This window comes from Massilia sp. 01N417 (assembly GCF_056399645.1).
Map to the genome: position 1 here is coordinate 234,759 of NZ_JBFTRS010000004.1, position 24,087 is coordinate 258,845.

Here is a 24,087-nt window from a genome sequence, read left to right on the forward strand (position 1 = left end):
CTGCCGTTTTATTTGGAACCTCGTAAATTCCAAACCCGCGTAGCAGCGGAAACTCTTAGCTCTCCCAAACGCAACCCAAAATTAGCAAGACGAAAACAGTCGCGAAGCGGTCGAACGCAATCACGCCATATTGCACCTCTGTAAATTTTATTTTTCTTATGATAGAGTTTGTTCCTGAAAAGCTCTAGAAACTATTGTAAGCGCCGCAAGATGCCTCCAGCGGTTTCATCCCACGGTTCCTATCTTCGCGCAATTCCGACAGCGAAAGCCATGTGGATCATCGTTCAAGCGGCAACTTTAGAACCATAAAACCTACTAACTCTGGTGACTTAGAATGTCAGCATTCTTTGACGCATTTTGGCCGAATTTAGCCTCGACGCTGGTGGGTATCGTACTGGGCGTTCCGATTGCTCTCACACTCAACCAACATATGCTGCGCAATCAACGCAGACTCGAGATTAATGATATGGGGGCGCAGGTCAAAGATGCTATTGAAGTTCTCGTAAACGCTTGCAAATATAATATCGGAGTACTTGATATGATTTGCTCAGAAGCCTTGGACGGCCGAGTCATGCACAGCCCGGACTTGCGTATTACAGCGTGGGAAACCGTCGGACCAATACTTTGCAGCAGCTCTTCAAACCCTGAATTGCTTCAAATGCTTTCACATCATTGGCTACGCTTATCGCGCCTCCAGGATTTAAGCGATGAAATTTTCGCTCGGGAGGTCGCAAAATCTCTCCCGCCGCTTGAAGATCAATCAGTAATGCTCGATTTTTGGCGTGTTCTTCACGAGAACTCTCTCAACCTATCTACCCACGCTAAAGTGGCAATCGAGAAGCTTGAGAAATTTAAGGAGCATCTTCCTGAAGGCTACAGCAGAAAGGGCTCCACACCGGCATAACCGCCTGATGCTTGGATGTTTAAATTCCGGTATATAACATTTGTCGCTATAACTGTCGTAATGTTCAAGTCAACATCTATTCAAACATATGATTATGTAGAGGGTTAAATTAATGGCAAGCTCCGAAACTTTGAAGGAACTCGTCAAAAACGGCGGCAACCTCGTTTTGACCAGTGGAATCAGTACAGATATTTTATACGAACTTATGGAACTCGCTGAGATATCAGGAGCCAAACTCTCTGTTTCTACTTCTTTCCGAAGCGATGTCTTAATTGATTTGGCTCGAAAGTACGGCAACTCGATAACGTTCATCAACGGCCTAGGCAATTTCAAGAAAGATTAGTCGCAAGTGGCCGCCTCATGCCACATTTCCCAATAAGATAGATGCCCCATGATATTAATACGCCATCTGTCCGGATTAATAATCAGGGGCAAACCATCCTGAGCTTCTATCCAAAGTGCATAGGCCGGCGCTGAGATTAAGTACAAGAGAGTCGAAAGATCTTCGCCCTTGGAACCAATGTAGAACTACCCAGCTTTTGTATGTGCTAGGTTTGTCTCACGTGTGTCTTGGTAGGCCGAACTGCTAGACTCTCCTGGTATACACCCCAAAATAATTTTCGCGCGGTATGAAAAAAAGTTCGAACAGCGGTCTCGTCTACTCCACCGAAAGCGGCCGCATGTGCCCCGCTTGCCGGCAGCCGGTCGCGGAATGCATTTGCAAGGCCAAAAGCGCGATCCTCGGCGACGGCGTCATCCGCGTCTCGCGCCAGACCAAGGGCCGCGGCGGCAAATGCGTCACCATCGTCAAGGGCCTGCCGCTGGACGCGATTGCGCTGGCAGCGCTGGGCAAGCAGTTGCGCACCGCCTGTGGTTCCGGCGGCACCGTCAAGGATGGCGTGATCGAAATCCAGGGCGACCATTGCGATCTGGTCGTCGCGACGCTGGCGAAGCATGGGTACCAGGCCAAGCGGGCCTGATCCGTCACCGGGCGGATCCTTGGCGATGACAAGCGCAGAATCCCGCACCCCGGCGTGGGCCTGGATGATCTTCCTTTTTCCGCTGCTCATCCTCCTCATCATTACAGTGAGCGTTTATGTCAGCGGATACCGTCATGCGAAGTTGTTGGGCGAGTCCTTGGTCCCGATCGATGCGACGGTCGTTTCTGTTGACAAGGAAGTGTGCGGAGGCCATTCGCGGCATACCTGCTACCGGATGGAACTGCTTGGAACGCTCGGGGGCGTCACACACAAGTATCGAACCCATGATGGGCCGCATGGACGTTTTCGCTACACGGAAGAAGAGAACGGGCAGCTGTTCGTTCTCGATAATCAGCGGACCCAAAAAATACTTGTCGCCCCTCGTCCGGGAAACGCCGAAGCGCTGAAGATGTACTGGAGCAGGAACGAGCCGCTCGAGGAATTCCAGGCAAGTTCTGCACTTCTTCTCGCATTCATCATCTTCGAGCTTCTTGTCTTCCCGCTCGGCCTCTGGAAAAGCACCAGGATCTGAATCCCGACCAAAGCACCGTCCGCACGCCTGGATGCGCAGCAAAATCCGACTCGTGGCATCCTACGACCTCGACCAGCCAAGCCCGGGAAAGGAGTTTGCATGGCGAAGCATCCAGGAATATTTCCAACCTTCTTCCTGTCCGGTTTCGAATGCTCCAATTTCCTCTGGGGCGAGCGCCCCGGCGTGCGCCGCAACCTGATCGCGGAAACCCAGCACGACCGCCACGCCGCCGAGGATTACCGGATCCTCGCCGAACTCGGCATCGCCGTCTCGCGCGAAGGCATTCCCTGGCCGCTGGCCGACCGGGCCGGCGGCGGGGCATACGATTTCTCGATGGTCGATCCCTTCATCGAGGCGATGAACGCGTCGAAGATCCTCCCGGTCTGGGACCTTTTCCATTACGGCTATCCGGACGATCTCGATCCCTACGACGACGCCTTCGCCGGCCGTTTCGCGGCCTACTGCCGGGCCGCCGCCGAATATGTGATCCCGAAGGTGCGCGGTCCGCATTTCTTCACGCCGATTAACGAGATCACCTTCTTTTCCTTCTGCGCCGGCGAATGGGCATGGGCCGCGCCCTACCGCTGCAGCCGCGACGACCGGATGCGCCTGCGGCTGGCGCTGTGCCGGGCCGCGATCGCCGGCGTGAAGGCGATCCGCGAAGTCGAGCCAAAGGCGCGCATGGTCCACATCGATCCGCTGGTACGGGTGGTGGCGCCGCGCGACCGCCCCGACCAGATCGAGGCCGCGCGCCACGAAACCGAGGTCGACACCTTCCTGGCCTGGGACGTCATCTATGGCCGCGAGCATCCGGAACTGGGCGGTGCGCCCGAGATCCTGGATATCGTCGGCGCCAACAATTACTCGTTCGGACAGATGGAATACCGCGAGCACGGACCGCACAAGCCCCTGGATCCCGGCGACGACCGCATCGCCCCGCTGTGCGACATGCTGCAGACGGTCTGGGAACGCTACCGCCGGCCGATGATCATCGGCGAAACCAGCGGCATGCGCGACGGCCGCGCCGGCTGGCTGCACGACGTGATGTGCGAATCGCTGGCGGCGGTGCGCCGCGGCATGGACCTGCAGGGAATCTGCCTCTTCCCCGCCGTCGACATGCCGGACTGGCATACCGGCGAGTGGCTGCACAACGGCATCTGCGACCTGGTCGACGAGAATGGCGACCTCAAGCGCGTGCCGGACGCCGGATACGTCGACGAACTGCGGCGCTGGCAGAAGGAGCTGAACCGGGTCACCAGACTGGACGAGGACCCGTTCAGCGATCCGGTGGAACTGCAGGATGTGGTCGATGCGGCCCAGCGGCTCAAGGTGCAGCCGGACAAGGATTGGTGTTAGGCGAGCGCATTTGCAGTATCTTGCGGGACGGCAATATTGTAGACTGTTCAGCAAATCCACTTACAGAAACGACACATGGGCATTTCCCTCAGCCTCATCGCGAAAGCGATCGAACTCTCCGTCAAGGTCTTCGTCACGGTCCGTGCCGCCAAGGCCAACGACAGCGCCGGCGATACCGCCGAACTCTCGGACCTGATCGAGGACGTCTCGAAGAAGATCGACTCGCTGGCGTCCGACTTCGCCGGACAGGTGGCCTACCAGCTGGAAAGACAACAACTCGACATGCTGTCGGCGCAGGCGAAAGTGGTCAAGCTGGCGCTGGACTTCGGCAACGAACACCTGCTGGGTCCCGCGGTTGCAAAGATCTCCGAACAGATCGAGTTCTCGCGGCTGCGCCTGGCCGAAGGCAAGCTCGAGTGGTTCGGCCCGTGGATGATCGCCGAGGCGGTGCGCATCGAGGCCCTGCGCATCATGGCGACGACACCGCGCGCGGCCGCCGTGGTCGAGCGTGAAACCATGAATTTCCGGGTCGGTATCCTGAACCACGTGGGCAAGCACCTGATCGGCGGCGCCGACAGCCCATGGGTGCGGATCGCCGATTTCGTGGACGGCCGCAACGAGGACATCCTGTTCGACCTGCGTGACCTCGGCGCGCTCCAGGCGGCCGACATCACGCCGGACGAGGAGCCCAAGGCGATCGCGGCGCCCGGGAAGCCAAAGGCGAAAGCCGCGGCGCCGGCACCGTCGAGTGCCGTTGCCCCGACGAGCTGGCCCTTCCCCACCAGCTCCCGCCCCTGAACCCGACGGCCGGAACCGGCATCTGCCGGCCCGGCCACTGAACCCGGACTTCCTTACTTCTGCGCCGGCGGCGGCGTCTGCGCAGGCGTGGCGGCCGGTGCCGGCGCCGCTTTCTGCGCTTCGCTCGCAGCCTGGGCCTGGGCCTGCGCCTGCTGCATCTCCTGCGCCCGGCGCATCGCTTCGCGCGCCTGCGGGCTGTCGACGTTGATGCCGGCGGCCTGCATCGCATTGCGCACCGCGTCGTTGCCGGTCGTGCCGCCGAAGGTGTAGCGGAAGCCCACGTAGAGGCGGCGCTGGTGCACGGTGGTGTCGGTGCGGTCGCGCAGCGCGTCGGTCTCGACGCGGAATTTCTGGTCGGTCGAGCGCAGCACGTCGTTCGCGCGGATGTTCAGCGACAGGCGCTTGTCGAACTTGTGTTCGTAGGCCAGGTTCATCATGCCGAAGGGCTCGCGATAACCCTCGCCCGACAGCAGCTTACCCTGGCGGAAGGTCATCAGGGTCAGCACGTCGTCGGGGCTGATCTGCCATTGCCCGCCGCCCTGCAGCTGCAGCGAAGGCGAGGAACGCTTGCCGCCCGCCAGGCCCATGGCATCGGTGCGGTCCTGTTCGATGAAGCCGTAGTTACCGTTGAACATGAAGCGGATGTTCGGCAGCGCGATGCCCTTGATCCGCATGTTCGGCGGGATCATGCCCATCACCGAGAACTCGATGCCGCCCGAGCGGCGGTCGCCCAGGTTCTCGCGCGTGGTCAGCAGCGTGTTCTGGTCGAGGAAGACGCGGCGGTCGGTGATCACGTCGGATTCCTTGCGCAGGTAGCCGCGCACGCTCACCGGCATCAGGCCCTTGATCTTGGTTTCGTAGCCCAGCTCCAGCGAGTGCAGCTTGACCGCATGCAGGTGCGGATTGCCCGAACTGACGTAGTAATCGTTGGCGTAGTTGACGAAGGGATTCAGGTCGCCCGAGGTCGGGCGCGAGATGCGGTCGGCGTAGGACAGGCGCAGGTTCGAGTACTGGTCCAGCTTGTAGGTCAGGAACAGGCTGGGCAGGTAGCTGGTGTACTGGTTGGTGGCCTGGATGCCGGAGGTGACCTGGTCCAGGTCCTGGTCGGTGCGCTCGACCCGCAGGCCGCTCTTGAAGGACCACAGCTTGTTCAGCGGCATCTCGTAGGTGCCGTAGACCGCCACCACGTCCTGGTCGAGGTCGAACAGGTTGCTGCGCCGGGTATCGAGGCCGCCGCCGGTCAGGAACAGGTAGCGGTTGTCGGCCGTCTGATGCAGGCGCTGCAGGCGCGCCCCGGCGTTCAGGAAGCCGGGGCCGGCCTTGCCCGAATAGTCGGCGCTCAGGTCGGTCATGCGCACGCGCGTGTCGACGTTCTGCGCATAGTCGCGCAAGACGGGCGCACCGGTGGCCGGCATCGCCAGGGCCTGGTACAGGGTCGAGGTGTCGGCGCTGTTGTTGTTCGACGAGTGGCGCAGGTCGATCTTCAGGGTCTCGCCATCGCTGTTGAAGCGGCGCTCGAAGCCGGTCACGATCTCGTGGTTGCGCGAATCGCCGTCGGTCTTGCGGCGCGTGGTGTAGTCGACGACCGGCAATTGCGTCGTGCGGAAGTCCGTGAAATGCTGGTTCGAGCCGGCGTCGTTGCCGCGCTTGTTGACCGAGAACGAGCCGGTGATGGTGTCGCGCTCGTTGTAGTTGTAGCGCCCGCCCAGGCCCGCCTGGACGAAGGTATTGATGCCATGGTTGTGCGAGTCCTGGCGCAGGCGGCTGATCGCGCCCGTCGTCGGATCGATGCGCTCGCGCAGCTGTTCGGTGTCGGTATCGTTACCGTCGCGGCGCACGTTCAGGGTGCCGTTCACCGACGCATAGCCGGCGCTGTAGCTGCCGTTGGCGAAGGCGTTGGCGCGGCCGCCGGGGCCGACGTTGCCGGCCACGGTGCCGTTCCCGCCCGGCTTGGTGTAGCGACGCGAGATCAGGTTCAGGATCGGGCCGCCGCCCGCCTCGTTGCCGAATTCCGCGCCCGGGTTGTTGATCACCTGGACCGATTCGTAGTTCTCGGCCGGCAGCGCATTGATGGCGGCGGCGCGGTTCTCGCCCTGCAGCTGGGCTGTCGGCTTGCCGTCCACCAGCACCGTCACGCGCTCGCTGCCGCGCAGGCGCACGGTGCCGTTCGGGTCGACGTTCACCGAGGGCACGTTGTTCAGGACGTCGCCGATCGAGGCGCCGGCCGTGCTGGCGTCGTTCTTGATGTCGTACACCTGGCGGTCGACGCGGTTGGTCTGGCGTTCGCTTACCACGTTCACGGTGGCGATCTGGCCGGACGGCTGCGGCGCCTCGGCGCTCACCGCGGCCGGGGCTTTCGCATCCGCCGCCTTCGCTTTCGCCGTTGCGGCCGGCTTGGCGGCGCTCGTTTCGAGCGGCTTGTCGGCGGCGGGCGCCGTTTGCGCGCCGGCGTCGACGCCCAGGATCAGCAGGGCGATGGCCGCCGGGATGGCCTTGCAGGCGAAGGGAAAGGTGAGCGCGGAGTGACGAGACATATGTATAAGAAAGATGATGAAAAGTAAAAAGATTAACCGTAGGAAAATATCATCTTTCGTACGTACATGCTAGAGAGGAAACATGAAAAGAACGATCGGCATCCTGCTTTGGCTCGCCGGACACGCCATCAAGCTGCTCGTGCTGCTGGCCGCCGCCGTCTATCTGTTCGGCGCCGTCATCTGGATGCATGCCCGGCTGCTGGGCGCCCTTGTGACCGGCATGCCGATGGCGCTGCCGGCTCTCGGCCTGGCCGGGCTGTGCACGCGGTTCGGGAGTCAAGGAATATGAATGCCAGGCGCGGCGCTCGCGAAGCGGCGACGGCGGCCAGCTCGCGGCTCGGCGCGATCGTTTCGAGCGGGTCTGCCCGGGCGATCTCGAGCGCTTCGACGTCGGCTTCCTGCCGGACGGGCATAGTCTGACCCTGTTCGAACAGGACATGTCCGCCGACGGCAGCAAGCGCCCCTGTAAATAAGGGTCCCTTACTTCGCCGGAGGTTCGGCAGCGCGGCCATTGCCGGCATCGAGCGTGCGCCGCATCGCCTCCATCTCCGCATCGACCCAGGCCCGGAACTGCTGCACCTTGGCCATCGCCTCCTTGTGCGGATTGACCAGGAAGCGGTAGCCGTTGCCATAGGGCGCGCTGCGGCATTGCAGTACCCGCAGGCTGCCGGAGGCGATGTCCTCGAAGGCGATCCCGTAAGGCACCAGGGCGATCCCCTGCCCCGCCACCGCGGCCTGGGCCAGCACGCCCCAGTGGCTGAAGGTGCGCGAGAAATCGTATTTGCCCTTCAGCGCCCGGTTCTCGTTCAGGAGTTGCAGCCAGGCTTCCGGCGTGCGCTCGCACAGCAGCGGAAAGCGGGACAGGTCGGCAAGCGTCAGTTCCTGCTGGCCCTCGGCCAGCAGCTCCGGGCTGTAGACCGGCACCAGGCGCTCGCGGAACAGCAGGGCGGGATCGCCGTCCTTCACCGGGCCGAAGCGGATCGCCACGTCGACGCCGTCGTCCTCGAGGTCGACCGGGGTGTCGTTCGAATCGATGCGGATGTCGAGCTCCGGATGCAGCTTGGTAAAGCGCGGCATCCGCGGCACCAGCCACTTGATGGCGAAGGAGTGCGTGGTCGAGATGCGCAGGATGGCTTCCTCGTCGCCGCGCTGCAGTGCGGCGACCTTGGCGCGCAGGTCGCCGAGCGAGCGCCCGACCGCGATCGCCAGTTCCTGGCCCTTGGCGGTCAGCGCGATATGGCGCGGATGGCGCACGAACAGCGGAAAGCCGACCGCATCCTCCAGGTGCTTGACCTGCAGGCTGACGGCCGCCGGGGTCTTGTGCAGCTCCTGTGCCGCCAGCTTGAAGCTGCCCCAACGCGCGGCACATTCGAAATCGATCAGCCCGGACAGGCTGCGCAGGGGCTTCAAGCCCCCACCATGCATAAGTTTTTCTTATTCATTGCAATGTTTTTTTCTTGTTTGAACAATTGCTGCACTGCATACAAAATATAGCGGATTCACCACGAACCCGCCAGCTTTTCAGCGTATTCAGCGTAAGGAAAACCATGTCCAAGAACATTCTGGTGATCGGCGGTACCCGTTTCATCGGCAGGCTGCTGGTCCAGCGGCTCCTGCACGCCGGCCACCGCGTCACCATCGCCACGCGCGGCTACGCGCCCGATCCCTTCGGCGAGCGCATCCAGCGCATCCGCGCCGACCGCCGCAACGAGCTGGCGATGCGCGCCGTGGCCAAGGCCGGCCCCTTCGATATCGTCTACGACCAGATGTGCTACAGCCCGCTGGACGCGGCGATCGCCGTGCGCACCTTTGCCGGCCAGGTCGGCCGCTATGTGATGACCTCGACCATCGACGCCTACCGCGTGCTGGGCTTCGATGCGGCCGGGCTGCTGACGGAAGCCGATCTCGCGGTCGAGGCCCAGCCCATCGACACCCAATATCCCTGGCACGACCCGCGCCGCGCCACCGAATGCTATGTGACCGGCAAGGTGCAGGCCGAGGCCTACCTGGTGCGCGACGGCTCGCTGCCGCTGGTCACGCCGCGCCTGGCCCACGTGCTGGGCGGTCCCGAAGACTTCACCGGCCGCCTCGCCCACTACGTCGAGCTGGCGCGCGCCGGCGCCACGCTGGCGTATTCGAACGACGAAGCGGCCGTGTCCTTCATGACCGCGCACGCGGCGGCGGACTTCCTGTTCTGGAGCGGGATGCAGGACTTCAGCGGTCCGGTGAACGCGGCCTGCGACGGCGCGCTGTCGGCTTCGCAGCTGTACCAGCGGGTCGGCGAGGTGCTGGATACGCCGGTCAGGATGCGCCGCGCGGCGGCAGCGGCGGAGGCCGGGCGGCTGTCACCCTTCGATTTGCCGGGGCGGATGGTGCTGGATACGTCGCGCGCGAAGGCGCTGGGGTACAGGTTCGGGCATACCGATGAGTGGCTGGATCATACGATCCGGCAGCATGATCTGGCGTTTGTTTGACAAATAAAACCGTCGGCCAAAACCGTCGGCCCCGCGAAGGCGGGGACGACGTGGGTCAATTTACTTCTTGACCGCCTTCTCCCGCCCGACCCAATACAACAACACGATCAAGGCCGCATACGGCAGGATCGACAGCGCATCCGAATTCGCCCCCGCAAAGAAGGGATTCGCAGCCTCCGCCCACTTGTTCAGCGCATTGTCGAAATCGGTCAGCACGCCCGCCGTGATGGCGATGATGATGCCGGCCAGGGCGCCGCCGGCGATGTAGCCGGAGGCCAGCAGCGTGCCCGAGCTGCGATCGCCCGCGGCCTGCAGTTCTTCTTCGTTCAGGCCCGCGTACTGCGGCAGCTTGTTGTTGCGGCGGTCGACCATCCAGCGGATCAGGCCACCGATCGCGATCGGCAGGGTCGACACCAGCGGCAGGTACACGCCCACCGAGAACGCCAGCGCCTGCACGCCGGCCATTTCCAGCACCACCGCGATCATCACGCCGAACAGCACCAGGGTCCAGGGCAGCTGCTGATCGAGGATACCCTTGATGATGTAGGACATCAGCACGGCCTTGGGCGCATCGTATTTCTTGACTTCGGAACCGTCCGGACGGGTGTGGAACTGGCCGTTGATGCCCGGATCGACCAGGTAGGCCAGCGAGCCGTCGTCGCGCACCAGGTATTTGCCGGCCGGGCCGCCGTTGGTGTCCGTCTTCTGCCAGACCTTATAAGTGGCGCGGTCGGACGCAGCCTGCGGACCCTGCAGCCGGGCGGTCTGGCTCAGCTTCGACGCATCGGTGGTGACGTGCGGCGCCACCTGGGCGGCCGGCACGTAGACGGTGCCGGCATCGTTCAGTTTCAGCAGGATCGGGCCGAGGATCAGGGCCGACGCCAGTGCGCCGGCCAGGATCGCGTACTGCTGCAGGCGCGGTGTAGAGCCGACCAGGAAGCCGGTCTTCAGGTCCTGCGAGGTGGTGCCGGCATTGCTGGCGGCGATGCAGACGATGGCGCCGACCGACAGCGCGGTCACGTAGTAGCGGCCGCCGGTCCAGCCCATCACCAGGAAGATCAGGCAGGTGAACAGCAGGGTCGCCACGGCCATGCCGGAAATCGGGTTCGAGGATGAGCCGACCTCGCCGGTCAGGCGCGACGACACGGTCGAGAACAGGAAGCCGAATACCAGGATCAGCAGCGCGCCGAGCAGGTTCATGTGCAGCGGGGTGGCGAAGGTGATCACGGCGATGATGCCCAGGCAGCCGATCACGACCCACTTCAGCGGGATGTCCTGGTCGGTGCGGAGCGGTGCGGCATCCCCGTTCGCGTCGCCATTCCCGCCGCTCTTGAAGCCTGCCAGGCCGCCCTTCAGGCCATTCCAGATCGTCGGCAGCGAACGCGCCAGGCTGATCAAGCCGCCGGCGGCAACCGCACCCGCGCCGATGTAGAGCACGTAGGCGCTGCGGATGTCGTCCGGGCCCATGTCCTTGATGAGCATGGTTCCCGGCGCCAGCGGCACGCTCAGCAGGTCACCGAAGAATTTGATCATCGGGATCAAGAGCAGATAGGAGAGCACGCCGCCAGCCGCCATCGTCATGGCGATGCGCGGACCGATGATGTAGCCGACGCCCAGCAGCTCGGGCGAGATCTCGGCGCCGGCCGAACCGGCTTTCAGCGGCGCGCCGAACACGAAGTTGACGGTGTCCTTCCACAGCTTGAGCGAGATGCTCAATACCTTGTACAGCAGGCCGATGCCGAAGCCGCCGAAGATGAGGAAGGCGCGCTGGCGCGCGGCCTTCTCTTCATCGGACCCTTCGACGCGCACCTCGCCCGCGGCTTCGCGCGACGAGGGCGTGGCCGCGGCCTTCAGCACCTCGGCGCAGGCCGTGCCTTCCGGGTATTTGAGTTCACGGTGCTGGTCGACGATCATGGTGCGGCGCATCGGGATCATCATCAGGATGCCCAGCAGGCCGCCCAGCACGCCGACCAGCATGACGCGCGAGATCTCGAGGTCGAAGCCGAGGATCATAATCGCCGGCATGGTCACGCCCAGGCCGAAGGCCAGCGATTCGCCGGCCGACCCGGCGGTCTGGGTGATCGAGTTCTCGAGGATGGTCGATTCGCGGCCGCCGGCCTTCCTGGCCATGCCGAACAGGGTGATCGCGATCACCGCCACCGGGATCGAGGCGCTGACCGTCAGGCCGACCTTCAGCACCAGGTAAAGCGAGGACGCGCCGAAGATCATGCCCAGCACCGTGCCCATGATCAGGGCGCGCAGGGTGAATTCCGGCAGATGGGCGGTCGCCGGGATATACGGCTTGACGGCGGGCGGATGGGGATCGTACGGCATCTTTTCCTTGGGACGTATCATGTTTCTGAACTGCAGGGACTGCTTAGCAGTGCCTTAAACTCGCACTATGGCACATGCCGTAATGGAAGAAAAGCGGATTATAATTTTGGCGTAGACCGTGTTTACGCCCTGTCGGCACGGCGATCTTCCGGTCATCTGACCGTCATCAGAGAGACAAGTTTGGCAACTACGAGTACTCCGGCCCCGCGCCACCCCAACCGCCTGCGTGGTTTCATATTACTGGCCCTGGCCGTCATCCTCCTGTGCGTCGCCGGCGTCGTCAGCTACGTCCTGATCCGCGTGCTGCCGAATGTGCCCGCGCTGGACGCCGTCACCGACTACCGGCCCAAGATCCCGCTGCGCGTCTACACGGCCGATAAGGTCCTGATCGGCGAGTTTGGCGAGGAGCACCGCGACTTCGTCCCGATCCAGAAGATCCCCGACCTGATGAAGAAGTCGCTGCTGGCAATCGAAGACGCGCGCTTCTACGAGCACGGCGCGATCGACTTCCAGCGCGGCATCGGCGCCGTCTATTCGAACCTGCGCCACGGTTTCGGCGCCGGCGGCGGCTCGACCATCACGATGCAGGTGGCGCGTAACTTCTTCCTGTCGCGCGAAAAGCACATCGGCCGCAAGGTCAACGAGATCGCCCTGGCCTACAAGATCGAGGCTGCGCTCAGCAAGGACGAGATCCTCGAGCTGTACATGAACCAGATCTACCTGGGCCAGCGCGCCTACGGCTTCTCGAGCGCCGCGCGCACCTATTTCAACAAGAACCTCGACCAGCTCAGCGTGGCCGAGATGGCGATGCTGGCCGGCCTGCCGCAGAACCCGTCGCGCCATAACCCGGTGGCGAATCCGAAGCGTGCGCGCGAGCGCCAGCATGCGGTGCTCAAGCGCATGCGCGAGCTGAATTACATCAGCGAGTCCCAGTACCAGCAGGCGCTGGCCGAGCCGCTGCGCGTGAACACCCGCGGCCAGGAATTCGACACCCACGCCGAGTACGTGGCCGAGCTGGCGCGCCAGGCGGTCTACAACCAGTTCAAGGACGAGGCCTATACCAAGGGCATCAAGGTGTACACGACCATCCTGAAGGCCGAGCAGGAAGCGGCCTACGCTTCGGTACGCCGCAACGTGCTGGCCTATGACCAGCGCCACGGCTACCGCGGTCCGGAAGGCCGCATCGAGCTGCCCGAGGATCCGCAGGACCGCGAGGATACGATCACCGATGCCCTCAACAAGCGCCCCACCAGCGACGGCCTGATTCCGGCGGTGGTGCTGTCGGCGTCGCCGAAGGCGGTGCGGGTCGAGACCATCGACGGCGACGACGTCACCATCAGCGGCGCCGGCCTGAAGTTCGCGGCGGCCTCGCTGGCCTCGAACGCCAAGGAAGAGCGCCGCATCGGCACCGGTTCCATCATCCGCGTGGCCAAGGATGCCAAGGGCGCCTGGTCGATCACCCAGGTGCCGCAGGTGGCCGCGGCCTTCGTCGCGATCGACGCCGACACCGGCGCCTACCATGCGCTGGTGGGCGGCTTCGACTACAACTTCCAGAAATTCAATCACGTGACCCAGGCCTGGCGCCAGCCGGGCTCCGGCTTCAAGCCCTTCATTTACTCGGCCTCGCTGGACAAGGGCTATTCGCCGGCCACCCGCATCCTCGACGCCCCGCTCGACATGCCGGGCGAGGACGCCGGCAAGACCTGGTCGCCGCAGAACGACGATTTCAAATGGGACGGCCCGATCACCATGCGCCGCGCGCTGGCGGAATCGAAGAACGTGGTGTCGGTGCGCCTGCTGCGCGCGATCTCGGTGCCCTACGCCCATGAGTTCATCGGCAAGTTCGGCTTCGACGTCGCGCGCCAGCCGGCCAACTACACGATGGCGCTGGGCACCGGCGCCGTCACCCCGCTGCAGATGGCCGGCGCCTACGCCGTGTTCGCGAACGGCGGCTACCAGGTCCAGCCCTACCTGATCGCGAAGATCGTCGACGCCGACGGCAAGGTGATCCAGGAGACCAAACCGCCCGCGGCGCACCAGGAAGAGCAGCGCGTGCTGGATGCGCGCAACGCCTTCATCACCGACAGCATGCTGCGCGACGTGACCCGCTACGGCACCGGCGCCGCCGCCACCAAGGCACTCGGCCGCACCGACATCGCCGGCAAGACCGGCACCACCAGCGATGCCGTCGACGGCTGGTTCTCGGGCTACGGCGGCAACGTGGTGGCGGTGGCCTGGATGGGCTACGACGACCCGAAATCGCTGGGCGGCCGCGAATTCGGCGCCACCCTGGCGCTGCCGATCTGGATCGACTACATGAAGGTGGCGCTGGCCAAGCGCCCGCAGGAAGAGCGTGCGCAGCCGGAGGGCCTGGTGCGCGAGAACGACGACTGGGTCTACGCCGAGTTTGCCGAAAGCCCGACCTTCAGCGGCATCGATATGGACCAGCAGCCGGCCGTGGACCCGAACGCCGATCCGAACGCGCCGCCACCACCGCCACAGCAGCAGGCGGCGCAGCCACAGCCGCAACAGCAGCAGCTCCAGAACAGCCTGTTCTGAGCGCGCTCCGCTTCCTGCTCTCGAGGCCCCGCTACCCGTGGGGCCTTTTTCTTGGCGCGAACACTTCACGCCAAATGCAATTCTTGTAGGGAAATTTGTAGTCAGAGCGTCATCTTTATCCTACACGGCTGGACGGACCCATCCTATTTTGGAACCCCACCCCCAACCCCATGATGGCGTCATTCACCACCGAAGGAGTAGATCATGAAACAATATCAAGGTGTTCTGGTTGCTGCCCTGATGGCCATGGGCCTGGCAGCCTGCAGCTCGACCGGCAAAAACGCCGACAGCAGCTACGGCGATTCCTCGCCGAGCGCCACCTCGAGCGGTTCGATGGACGGCAGCTCGAGCGGCGGCAGCTCGACCGGCACCTCCAACTCCGGCACCATGGGCACCTCCGGCAACGGCGCCTCAGGCACTTCCAGCTCGGGCACCAGCGGCAATACCGGCACCTCGGGCCGTGGCGACTGGGGCACCGGCAGCGGCACCTCGGGTTCCGGCACTTCCGGCACCACCAATTCGGGCACCCCGAGCACCTCCGGCAATTCGGGCACGGATGTACGCCGATGAGGGGAATCATGACGCACACCGATCGCATTCTGATCGGCGCCCTGCTGGCGGCGTCGCTGGCCGCCTGCAGCCCGAACAAGGACAATAGCGCCCATGGCGGCAGCGCCGCATCGGGCACGTCGGCCGGCAGCGGCAGCGCGGGCAGCAGCGGCTCGAGCGGCGCGACCGGCTCCAGCGGTTCCAGCGGCGCGACCGGTTCCGGCGCCACCACCGGCTCCGGCAGCTCAGGCGGCACGGCCGGTACCGGCGGCTCCAGCGGGGCCGGCGGGAACGGCGACCGCGGCGGCAGCCCGCCGTACTAAGGAACGCGCGCCGGCCGCCTGCCGCCGCGCTCATCCATCGCGTCCATAAGGAGAACACCATGAAGACCTACCAGGGCGCATTCATCGGCGCCATGCTGGCCCTCAGCCTGGCAGCCTGCAGCTCCACCAACTCGAATTCGAACGACAGCGCGACCGGCGGCGCCACCACCGGCACGGCCACCGCCAGCGGTTCGGCGGCGGCGAAAGGCAATTCCGACGCCAACGGCACCGGCAGGCCGGCCGGCGGCGCGGGCGCAGGCACCAACAACACCAACCCTTCCGTGCGCGCTTCCAGCGACAGCGGCGCCGCCGGCCACTGAGCCCTGCAGACGCAATCCGGTCCACCGCCGCCCCTCGGGTAGAATGGCCGCTGGCATATTCGAGGGGCGTCGGGATGAAAAACTGGATTGCGCGGCTGTTCGGCGGCGAGGAAGCCGACGCGTCCCACACGCCTGTGCCGGCCGCCGCACCCGCTGCCCAGGCGCCGGTGCAGGCGCCCGAGCAAGCCTCCCTGGACCACGGCCAGGCCTGGTGGCGCTGGCTGACCGCCGGCGCGGCGGCCGTCGCGCCGACCGCACAGGCGCAGCGCCACAGCCAGCTGGTGCTGGTCGAACTCGACCGCCTGCTCGATGCCCCGGACCATGCCGCCGACCTGGTGCCGCGCGTTCCCGAAGTCATTCCCCAGCTGCTGCGCAGCCTGCGCGACGAAGCCGCCTCGAGCGCCGAGCTGGCGCGCCAGGTGGCCCGCGATCCGTCGCTGGTCGCGGAACTCATCCGCGAAGCCAACAGCCCCTACTACCGCTCTTCGACCCAGGTGCGCACCATCGACGCCGCCCTGCTGGTGCTGGGCCGGAACGGCTTGCGCATGCTGCTGGCCCGCGCCGCCTTCCGCCCGCTGATCGGGATCCAGAACGGCCGCCACAGCCGCCAGGCGGCGCCGCGCATCTGGCGCCATACCGAGAAATGCGCGCTGGCCGCCAGCCTGCTCGCGCCCGGCCTGGGCGCGGATCCTTTCGAAGCCTACCTGTCCGGCCTGATGGACGACCTCGGCCTGATCGTGGCGCTGCGCCTGTTCGACGGCATGCTCGACACCGACGCCCTGCCCCAGGACCCGGCCTTCGTCGCCACCCTGCTGGCGCGCACCCGCACGCTGGCGGCCCGCATCGCCCTGCAGTGGGAGCTGCCGCCGCCGATCGCCGCCGCGATCCTGGGCGCTGCGGGGAGCGGACCGTCGGCTGCGCAACCGCTGTCCGTCAGCCTGGGCCGGGCCGAATACCTGGCCCTGCTGCGCCTGCTGCTGGACGACGGCATGCTGGCGCCGGACGACCCGGCCGTGGCCGGCCTCGACGCCGTGCAGGCACGAGTGCTCGACGGCCTCGTTCGACTATAATTCCAGCATGCCTTTCGACCTGAAAAAACACCTCCCCAAACCCGGTCAACGCTTTGCCCTGCCGACGCTGCATGGCTCCTCGGACGCCTATGCGCTGGCCCTCGCCGCGCTCGAGCTGAAGGCCAACAAGCAGATGCTGACCGTGATCGTGGCGAACGCCAGCGACGGCCAGCGCCTGCTCGACGAAATCCCCTGGTTCGCGGACGGCAAGCTGTCCTGCCACCTGCTGCCGGACTGGGAAACCCTGCCCTACGATGCGTTCTCGCCGCACCAGGACCTGGTGTCGGAGCGACTGGCGACCCTGCACGAGATCCGCAACGGCCAGTGCGACGTGCTGGTGGTGCCGGCGACGACGGCCCTGGTGCGCCTGGCGCCGCCATCCTTCCTGGCGGCCTACACCTTCTTCTTCCGCCAGGGCGAGAAGCTGAACGAAGCGAAGCTGAAGGCGCAGCTGACCCTGGCCGGCTACAGCCACGTGACCCAGGTGATGTCGCCCGGCGAATACTCGGTGCGCGGCGGCCTGATCGACCTGTTCCCGATGGGTTCTAGCCTGCCCTACCGCCTCGACCTGTTCGGCGACGAGATCGAAACCATCCGCACCTTCGACGCCGATACCCAGCGCTCGCTGTACCCGGTCAAGGAAGTGCGCCTGCTGCCGGGCCGCGAATTCCCGATGGACGAACAGGCGCGCACCGCCTTCCGAGGGCGCTGGAGGGAACGATTCGAGGGCGATCCGACCCGCTCGCCGGTCTACAAGGACATCGGCAGCGGCATCGCCTCGGCCGGCATCGAATACTACTTGCCGCTGTTCTTCGACGAGACGGCGACCCTGTTCGACTACCTTCCCGAGGCATCCCCGCTGGCCCTGGTCGGCGACATCGAAGCCGCGATCCAGCGCTTCTGGGCGGATACGGATTCGCGCTACAAATTCCTGAAGGCCGACCGCGAACGCCCGATCCTGGAACCGAAGGAGATCTTCCTCGGCGCCGAGGATTTCTTCGTCGGCGCCAAGCCGCACGGCCGCTGGGCGATCGCGCGCGATCCCGCGGCCGCCGCGTCGGAACTGTCGGCGCCGATCCCGGACATCGCCGTCAACCGGCGCCTCGACGATCCGCTGTCGAATCTGCGCTCCTACCTGATGCGCGTGGACACCCGGGTGATGATCTGCGCCGAATCGGCCGGCCGCCGCGAGACCCTGCAGCAGTACTTCAACGAGTACAAGCTGGACCTGGCCCTGATCGAAGGCTTCGAGGGCCTGCGCGCCAGCGATGCCAAAGTGGCCCTCGGCGTGGCGCCGCTGCAGGCCGGTTTCGAGCTGTCCGAGGAGTCGGCCGGCCGCCTGGTCTTCATCACCGAGACCGAGCTGTATGCCGGGGCTGGCCGCCGCGCCGGCAAGAAGAAGCAGGAAGCCAGCTCTCAGGTCGAGTCGATGGTGCGCGACCTGTCGGAGCTGAAGATCGGCGACCCTGTCGTGCACATCAACCACGGCATCGGCCGCTACATGGGCCTGATCAGCATGGACCTCGGCGAAGGCGATACCGAGTTCCTGCACCTGGAATACGCCAAGGAGACCAAGCTGTACGTGCCGGTGTCCCAGCTGCACGTGATCTCGCGCTATTCGGGCGCTTCGCCGGAAGACGCGCCGCTGCACACCCTCGGCTCCGGCCAGTGGGACAAGGCCAAGAAAAAAGCCGCCGAACAGGTGCGCGACACCGCCGCCGAGCTGCTGAACCTGTACGCCCGCCGCGCCGCGCGCAAGGGACACAGCTTCGAATACTCGTCGGTCGACTACGAGAACTTCGCCCAGAGCTTCGGCTTCGACGAGACGCCCGACCAGCGCGCCGCGATCCAGAACGTGATCCAAGACATGACCTCGGGCCGGCCGATGGACCGCCTGGTCTGCGGCGACGTCGGCTTCGGCAAGACCGAAGTCGCGCTGCGCGCCGCCTTCATCGCCGTCATGGGCGGCAAGCAGGTGGCGATCCTGGCCCCGACCACGCTGCTGGCCGAGCAGCATGCGCAAACCTTCAGCGACCGCTTCGCCGACTGGCCGGTCAAGATCGCCGAGCTGTCGCGCTTCCGCACCGGCAAGGAGATCAACAACGCGATCAAGGGCATGGCCGACGGCACCGTCGACATCGTGATCGGCACCCATAAGCTGCTGTCGCCGGACGTGAAGTTCACCCGCCTCGGGCTGGTCATCATCGACGAGGAACACCGCTTCGGGGTGCGCCAGAAGGAGGCGCTGAAGGCCCTGCGCGCCGAGGTCGACGTGCTGACCCTGACCGCGACGCCGATCCCGCGTACCCTGGGCATGGCGCTGGAAGGCCTGCGCGACTTCTCGGTGATCGCCACCGCGCCGCAGAAGCGCCTGGCCATCAAGACCTTCGTGCGCAGCGAAGACGGTTCCGTGATCCGCGAAGCCTGCCTGCGCGAGCTGAAGCGCGGCGGCCAGGTTTATTTCCTGCACAACGAAGTCGAGACCATCGAGAACCGCCTGGCCATGCTGCGCGAGCTGCTGCCGGAGGCGCGCATCGGCGTGGCCCACGGCCAGATGCACGAGCGCGACCTGGAAAAGGTGATGCGCGACTTCGTGGCCCAGCGCTTCAACATCCTGCTGTGCACGACCATCATCGAGACCGGCATCGACGTACCGACCGCGAACACCATCATCATGCACCGCGCCGACAAGTTCGGCCTGGCCCAGCTGCACCAGCTGCGCGGCCGCGTCGGCCGTTCGCACCACCAGGCCTATGCCTACCTGCTGGTGAACGACGCCCTGAACATGACCAAGCAGGCGCAGCGCCGCCTGGACGCGATCCAGGCGATGGAGGAACTGGGCAGCGGCTTCTACCTGGCGATGCACGACCTGGAAATCCGCGGCGCCGGCGAAGTACTGGGCGAGAACCAGTCCGGCGAAATGCTGGAGGTGGGCTTCCAGCTCTACTCCGATATGCTGAACGAGGCGGTGAAGGCGCTGAAGGCCGGCCGCGAGCCGGACATGAGCGCACCGCTGTCCTCGACCACCGAGATCAACCTGCACGTGCCGGCCCTGCTGCCGTCCGACTTCTGCGGCGACGTCCACGAGCGCCTGTCGATCTACAAGCGCCTGGCCAACTGCGAGACCCAGGACCGCATCGACGACATGCAGGAAGAGCTGATCGACCGCTTCGGCAAACTCCCGGATGCGGTGAAGGCCCTGATCGAGACCCACCGCCTGCGCATCTCCGCCAGACAGGTCGGCATCGTGAAGATCGACGCCCACGCGGAAGCCGCCAACCTGCAGTTCATGGAAAAGCCGCCGATCGATCCCATCAAGATCATCACGCTGATCCAGAAGAACCGCCAGGTCAAGCTGGCCGGCCAGGACAAGCTGCGCATCACGGCCGCCATGCCGGACCTGCAGGCGCGCGTCAACCAGGTCAAGCAGACCATCAAACAATTACTAGCTTAAGTTTAAGTACGCCATGTCCAAGAAACTGATTCTCCAGGGCCCCGCGGCCGACCAGGCCGTGCTCGCAAAGGTCGCCGCGCCGGCCTGCCCGCGCAGCAGCACGCCCATCCACGCGCACGCATTGCGCTGTGAAGGCTTCGACTTCACGCCCGCGCTGAAAGCGACGATCGAGTCCGCCGCCCACGCCGCCGGCGTCGACGCCAGCTTCGTCGATGCGGGCCTCGGCCTGGCCGACTTCAGGCTGGTCGCGATGGACATGGACTCGACCCTGATCACCATCGAATGCATCGACGAGATCGCCGACATGCAGGGCCTGAAGCCGCAGGTGTCGGCCATCACCGAAGCCGCCATGCGCGGCGAACTCGATTTTTCGGAGAGCCTGAAGCGCCGCGTGGCCCTGCTGGAAGGCCTGCCGGTGGAAGCGCTGGAGCGCGTCTACGAAGAACGCCTGCGCATTTCCCCCGGCGGCGAAGCGATGCTGCAGGCGGTGCAGGCGGCCGGCCTGAAGACCCTGCTGGTGTCGGGCGGTTTCACCTTCTTCACCGAGCGCCTGAAGACCCGCCTGGGCCTGGACTACGTGCACGCCAACGTGCTGGAAGCCGAAGGCGGCGTGCTGACCGGGCGGGTGGTGGGCGGCATCGTCGACGCCGAAGAGAAGATGCGCACCGTGCAGCGCGTGTGCGCCGAACTCGGCATCGATCCGGCACAGGCGATCGTGATGGGCGACGGCGCCAACGACCTCAAGATGATGGGGATTGCCGGCCTGTCGCTGGCCTTCCGCGCCAAGCCGGTGGTGCGCGCCCAGGCCGATGTTGCCCTGAATTTCTCCGGACTCGACGGCATACTGGCCGTCCTGCAATAAACACCGCGCCAGTCGCACGACGTGTGAGGTGGCGCAAACGATTTTCCCGTTTCGGCTCCCGGATCAGCAGTCTAACGCTCGTCCACCCCCAGGAGCCCGACCATGAAACCGACCCAGTTTCCCGAAAACGATGGCGTCGAGAATGATGCCGCTCCCCCGAATCAAGTTCCCCGGAGCCCGCGACGGCGCGACTTCCTCCGTGCCGGCCCCGCCATCGCCGCCGCGCTGGTCTTGCCTGCCGCGGCGCAGGAGCAGCAGGCGCTGGCTGTCGAACCCTGGGTCGCCACCTGGGGAACGGCGCCGGCCGGTCCGCCGCCCGCGGCCTCGACGATGGTGCTTGCCAACCAGACCCTGCGCCTGATCGCGCATGCCAGCGTCGGCGGCAGCCGGGCGCGTATCCGCATCTCGAACGACATGGGCAGCGCGCCATTGTCCCTCGGCGCGGCGCGCATCGCCCTGCGCGCCGGCGGCGCCGCGCTGGTGGCCGGGACCGACCGCCAGCTGCTGTTCGGCGGCCGGGCCTCGGTCACGATCGCCGCCGGTAGCGCCGTGCTGTCGGATCCGGTCAGCTTCGACGTGCCGCCCTTTGCCGAGCTCGCCGTCAGCCTTTACCTGCCGGGCTCGACCCGCGTCACGACCCTGCACAACCTGGCGCTGCAGACCGGCTATGTGTCGAGCGCCGGCAACTACAGCGCGGCATCGAACCTGCCGGTCGCGCGCAGCATCGCCACCTGGCCTTTCCTGACCGAGGTCGACGTCGGCGGCGGCTATTCCGGCCTGGCCGCCACGGCGGCTGTCGCCACCCTCGGCGACTCGATCACCGACGGCCAGGGCAGCAGCGCGAATGCCAACCAGCGCTGGCCGGACATGCTGGCGCGGCGCCTGCAGCTGGCGCTGGGCGTGGCCGGAAATATCGGCGTGGCCAACCGCGGCATCGCCGCCAACTCCCTGTTGAAGGATTATCCGGAAGCGATGCTGACCGGCCAGAAGGCAATCGAGCGCTTCGACCGCGACATCGCGGCCACCTCCGGCGTGCGCTGGATGGTCGTGCTCATCGGGATCAACGACATCGTCTACAGTTCGGGGTCGAATCCGATTCCGGTCAGCAGCCTGATCGCCGGCCACCAGCAGCTGGTGGCGAAGGCCCGCGCACGCGGCCTGCGCGCGGTCGGCGCCACCTTGACGCCTTTCGAAGGCCACGTCTACTACACGGCGGCGCGGGAGAATGTGCGCAAGAGCTTGAATGCCTGGATGCGCAGCAGCGGCAGCTACGATGCGGTGGCCGACTTCGAGCTGGCGCTGTGCGACCCGGCCCGCACCACGCGCCTGCGCCCCGCCTACGACAGCGGCGACCACCTGCATCCGAACAGCGCCGGCTACCAGGCAATGGCGCAGGCGGTGCCGCTGACCATCTTCACGCAGTGAAGGACGGCGTCACCGAGGGCGAGCGCTTCAGGCAGCGCAGCGTGAAGGTCGAACGCGTGTGGCGCACGCCGGGCAGCTTGTACAGCTTCTGGCGCAGGAAGCGCTCGTAACCCTCGGTGCCGGCCACCGCCACCTTGATGAGGTAATCGTATTCGCCCGACAGCAGATAGGCTTCCATCACTTCCGGCAGCTCGGCCAGGGCATCCGAAAAGGCCTTGAAGATCTCGTCGTCGTGGCGGTCCACCGTGACTTCGATGATCACGGTATCCGGCACCCCCATGCGGCGCTGGTCGAGCAGGGCCGCATAGCCGGTGATGTAACCGCCGTCCTCGAGCGCCTTGACGCGGTGCCAGCACGGAGTCGGCGAGAGGTTCACCGTGTCCGCCAGTTTCTGGTTGCTGATGCGTCCGTCGCGGCCCAGGGTACGCAGGATCTGGCGGTCGATGTCGTCGAGTTGGCCGTCTTTCATGGGGTCTTCCTTGTCTATACAGGCACGGTTGAAGATAATTCTTTCTCATTTTACTCCTATCGCAAAAGAATCATCCATATTCCGGCACTCAGGCAGCGGGAACAGAAGCACATTTTTTGTGCGCTGCAGTATGATTCCGCCGTCTTATGTAAGGAGGTTTTTGTGTCGGAAGCAGTATCCCGCGGCGGACTCGGTGTCCAGGGCGCCGCCTTCAATGCCGAATTGCCCCTCATGCTCATCACGCCTGCGCTGTTCGCCGCCAATCTGGTGGTGGCGCGCTGGGCCCAGGGTGCGGCGATTCCTCCCGTGTTCCTCGCCTTCGGCCGCTGGGCGCTGGCCTTCCTGATCCTGATGCCGAGCGTCGGCCCGCGCATGTGGGCGCTGCGCGGCACCCTGCAGGCCAACTGGCCGCGCATCCTGCTGCTGTCCACGCTGGGCATGGGCATGGCGGTGGCCCCGCAATACATCGGCGCGCGCCACACCGGCGCCGCCAACGTCGCCATCATCCTGGCCGCCTGTCCGGCCCTGGTGACCCTGGTCGAACGCCTGGTATGGAAGGCCCCACTGGGCCGCCGCCAGGGCCTCGGCCTGATGGTGGCGATCGCTGGCGTGCTGGTGGTGCTGTCGAAGGGCGACCTGGGCGCGCTCGGCCAGCTCGAGTTCGGCCGCGGCGACCTGTGGGTGGTGCTGGCCGCCATCGGCTGGTCGCTGTACACGGTCTTCAACAAGCGCCTGCCCTTGCCGCCCCTGCCGGGCACCGTCAAGCTGGCCGCCCTGATCGGCGGCGGCGCGCTGGTGCTGGCACCGTTCGCGGCCCTCGAAGCCGTCAGCGGCGACCTGCCCAACTTTGGCGACGGCCGCCTCTACGTGGCGCTCGGCTTCCTGGCCATCGTCCCCAGCCTGGGCGCCTACTTCTGCTTCGACCGCCTGGTGGCGGTGGCGGGTCCGGCGCGCGCCAGCATGTCGGTCTACCTGATCCCGCTGTTCGCGACCCTGGCGGCCTGGCCGCTGCTGGGCGAAGCGCCCCACCTGTATCACGTGGCGGGCTTCGGCATGATCCTGGCCGCGGTGGCCCTGTCCAGCCGGCGCCGCCGGTCCTGAGCCTGGTTCACGTTTCAGGAACGTGAACAGGTGTAACAGCCTG

Annotated in this window: 21 protein-coding genes; 17 read left to right on the forward strand and 4 right to left on the reverse strand. The window is 65.3% G+C overall.

Annotated elements, in window-relative coordinates; translation table 11 throughout:
• Positions 1 to 334 precede the first annotated feature (334 nt).
• The 6 genes from AC1DOQ_RS06430 to AC1DOQ_RS06455 all read left to right on the forward strand — a co-directional run bounded on the left by AC1DOQ_RS06430 (position 335) and on the right by AC1DOQ_RS06455 (position 4,570).
• Entirely contained in the window at positions 335 to 904 is a 570-nt protein-coding gene (locus AC1DOQ_RS06430) for a hypothetical protein (RefSeq protein WP_477361353.1), read from the forward strand.
• A gap of 112 nt (positions 905 to 1,016) precedes the next feature.
• Complete coding sequence (locus tag AC1DOQ_RS06435; RefSeq protein ID WP_477361355.1) at positions 1,017 to 1,247, forward strand: hypothetical protein; 231 nt, start codon at positions 1,017 to 1,019, stop codon at positions 1,245 to 1,247.
• 286 nt (positions 1,248 to 1,533) lie between these two features.
• Complete coding sequence (locus tag AC1DOQ_RS06440) at positions 1,534 to 1,884, forward strand: translation initiation factor Sui1 (RefSeq protein ID WP_477361357.1); 351 nt, start codon at positions 1,534 to 1,536, stop codon at positions 1,882 to 1,884.
• Positions 1,885 to 1,909: 25 nt separating this feature from the next.
• Positions 1,910 to 2,416, forward strand: coding sequence for a hypothetical protein (locus AC1DOQ_RS06445; protein ID WP_477361359.1), 507 nt, complete (start codon positions 1,910 to 1,912; stop codon positions 2,414 to 2,416).
• Positions 2,417 to 2,515: 99 nt separating this feature from the next.
• A complete protein-coding gene (locus AC1DOQ_RS06450; protein WP_477361361.1) occupies positions 2,516 to 3,772 on the forward strand; it encodes a glycoside hydrolase family 1 protein in 1,257 nt (418 codons plus the stop codon).
• Between the two features lie 75 nt (positions 3,773 to 3,847).
• Positions 3,848 to 4,570 (forward strand): hypothetical protein, encoded by a 723-nt coding sequence (locus AC1DOQ_RS06455; protein ID WP_477361363.1) that lies wholly within the window; start codon positions 3,848 to 3,850, stop codon positions 4,568 to 4,570.
• A 53-nt stretch (positions 4,571 to 4,623) separates the two neighbouring features.
• Here the strand turns inward: AC1DOQ_RS06455 and AC1DOQ_RS06460 are convergent, their stop codons facing one another.
• Entirely contained in the window at positions 4,624 to 7,104 is a 2,481-nt protein-coding gene (locus AC1DOQ_RS06460) for a TonB-dependent receptor domain-containing protein (RefSeq protein WP_477361365.1), read from the reverse strand.
• A gap of 82 nt (positions 7,105 to 7,186) precedes the next feature.
• On the opposite strand from AC1DOQ_RS06460, the gene AC1DOQ_RS06465 reads away from it, so the two are divergent.
• A complete protein-coding gene (locus AC1DOQ_RS06465; protein WP_477361367.1) occupies positions 7,187 to 7,393 on the forward strand; it encodes a hypothetical protein in 207 nt (68 codons plus the stop codon).
• 191 nt (positions 7,394 to 7,584) lie between these two features.
• On the opposite strand, the gene AC1DOQ_RS06470 is transcribed toward AC1DOQ_RS06465, so the two are convergent.
• Complete coding sequence (locus AC1DOQ_RS06470) at positions 7,585 to 8,514, reverse strand: LysR substrate-binding domain-containing protein (RefSeq protein ID WP_477361369.1); 930 nt, start codon at positions 8,512 to 8,514, stop codon at positions 7,585 to 7,587.
• 137 nt (positions 8,515 to 8,651) lie between these two features.
• Here AC1DOQ_RS06470 and AC1DOQ_RS06475 point away from each other — a divergent pair, with 137 nt between their 5' ends.
• Positions 8,652 to 9,578, forward strand: coding sequence for an NAD-dependent epimerase/dehydratase family protein (locus AC1DOQ_RS06475; protein WP_477361371.1), 927 nt, complete (start codon positions 8,652 to 8,654; stop codon positions 9,576 to 9,578).
• A 60-nt stretch (positions 9,579 to 9,638) separates the two neighbouring features.
• On the opposite strand, the gene AC1DOQ_RS06480 is transcribed toward AC1DOQ_RS06475, so the two are convergent.
• A complete protein-coding gene (locus tag AC1DOQ_RS06480; protein ID WP_477361372.1) occupies positions 9,639 to 11,912 on the reverse strand; it encodes an OPT family oligopeptide transporter in 2,274 nt (757 codons plus the stop codon).
• A gap of 180 nt (positions 11,913 to 12,092) precedes the next feature.
• On the opposite strand from AC1DOQ_RS06480, the gene AC1DOQ_RS06485 reads away from it, so the two are divergent.
• The 8 genes from AC1DOQ_RS06485 to AC1DOQ_RS06520 all read left to right on the forward strand — a co-directional run bounded on the left by AC1DOQ_RS06485 (position 12,093) and on the right by AC1DOQ_RS06520 (position 22,474).
• The gene (locus tag AC1DOQ_RS06485; protein WP_477361374.1) at positions 12,093 to 14,471 is read left to right on the forward strand and encodes a penicillin-binding protein 1A; all 2,379 of its coding nucleotides are present in this window, start codon (positions 12,093 to 12,095) and stop codon (positions 14,469 to 14,471) included.
• A 204-nt stretch (positions 14,472 to 14,675) separates the two neighbouring features.
• Positions 14,676 to 15,041 carry a hypothetical protein gene (locus AC1DOQ_RS06490; protein ID WP_477361376.1) on the forward strand — a complete coding sequence of 122 codons (366 nt, stop codon included), beginning with the start codon at positions 14,676 to 14,678 and terminating at the stop codon, positions 15,039 to 15,041.
• An 8-nt stretch (positions 15,042 to 15,049) separates the two neighbouring features.
• On the forward strand, positions 15,050 to 15,343 hold the full coding sequence (locus tag AC1DOQ_RS06495) for a hypothetical protein (RefSeq protein WP_477361378.1): 294 nt from the start codon (positions 15,050 to 15,052) through the stop codon (positions 15,341 to 15,343).
• 59 nt (positions 15,344 to 15,402) lie between these two features.
• A complete protein-coding gene (locus tag AC1DOQ_RS06500) occupies positions 15,403 to 15,663 on the forward strand; it encodes a hypothetical protein (RefSeq protein ID WP_477361380.1) in 261 nt (86 codons plus the stop codon).
• Positions 15,664 to 15,737: 74 nt separating this feature from the next.
• A complete protein-coding gene (locus AC1DOQ_RS06505) occupies positions 15,738 to 16,733 on the forward strand; it encodes an HDOD domain-containing protein (RefSeq protein ID WP_477361382.1) in 996 nt (331 codons plus the stop codon).
• Positions 16,734 to 16,740: 7 nt separating this feature from the next.
• Positions 16,741 to 20,187, forward strand: coding sequence for a transcription-repair coupling factor (gene mfd / locus AC1DOQ_RS06510; RefSeq protein ID WP_477361384.1), 3,447 nt, complete (start codon positions 16,741 to 16,743; stop codon positions 20,185 to 20,187).
• A gap of 13 nt (positions 20,188 to 20,200) precedes the next feature.
• A complete protein-coding gene (gene serB / locus AC1DOQ_RS06515) occupies positions 20,201 to 21,049 on the forward strand; it encodes a phosphoserine phosphatase SerB (RefSeq protein WP_477361386.1) in 849 nt (282 codons plus the stop codon).
• A gap of 102 nt (positions 21,050 to 21,151) precedes the next feature.
• Positions 21,152 to 22,474, forward strand: coding sequence for an SGNH/GDSL hydrolase family protein (locus tag AC1DOQ_RS06520; protein WP_477361388.1), 1,323 nt, complete (start codon positions 21,152 to 21,154; stop codon positions 22,472 to 22,474).
• On the opposite strand, the gene AC1DOQ_RS06525 is transcribed toward AC1DOQ_RS06520, so the two are convergent.
• A complete protein-coding gene (locus AC1DOQ_RS06525; protein ID WP_477361390.1) occupies positions 22,464 to 22,943 on the reverse strand; it encodes an Lrp/AsnC family transcriptional regulator in 480 nt (159 codons plus the stop codon). The genes AC1DOQ_RS06520 and AC1DOQ_RS06525 overlap by 11 nt on opposite strands.
• Before the next feature lie 162 nt (positions 22,944 to 23,105).
• Between AC1DOQ_RS06525 and AC1DOQ_RS06530 the strand changes: the two genes are divergently transcribed.
• Positions 23,106 to 24,044: a DMT family transporter gene (locus AC1DOQ_RS06530; RefSeq protein ID WP_477361392.1), complete on the forward strand. Its 939-nt coding sequence runs from the start codon at positions 23,106 to 23,108 to the stop codon at positions 24,042 to 24,044.
• The last annotated feature ends 43 nt before the right edge of the window (positions 24,045 to 24,087 follow it).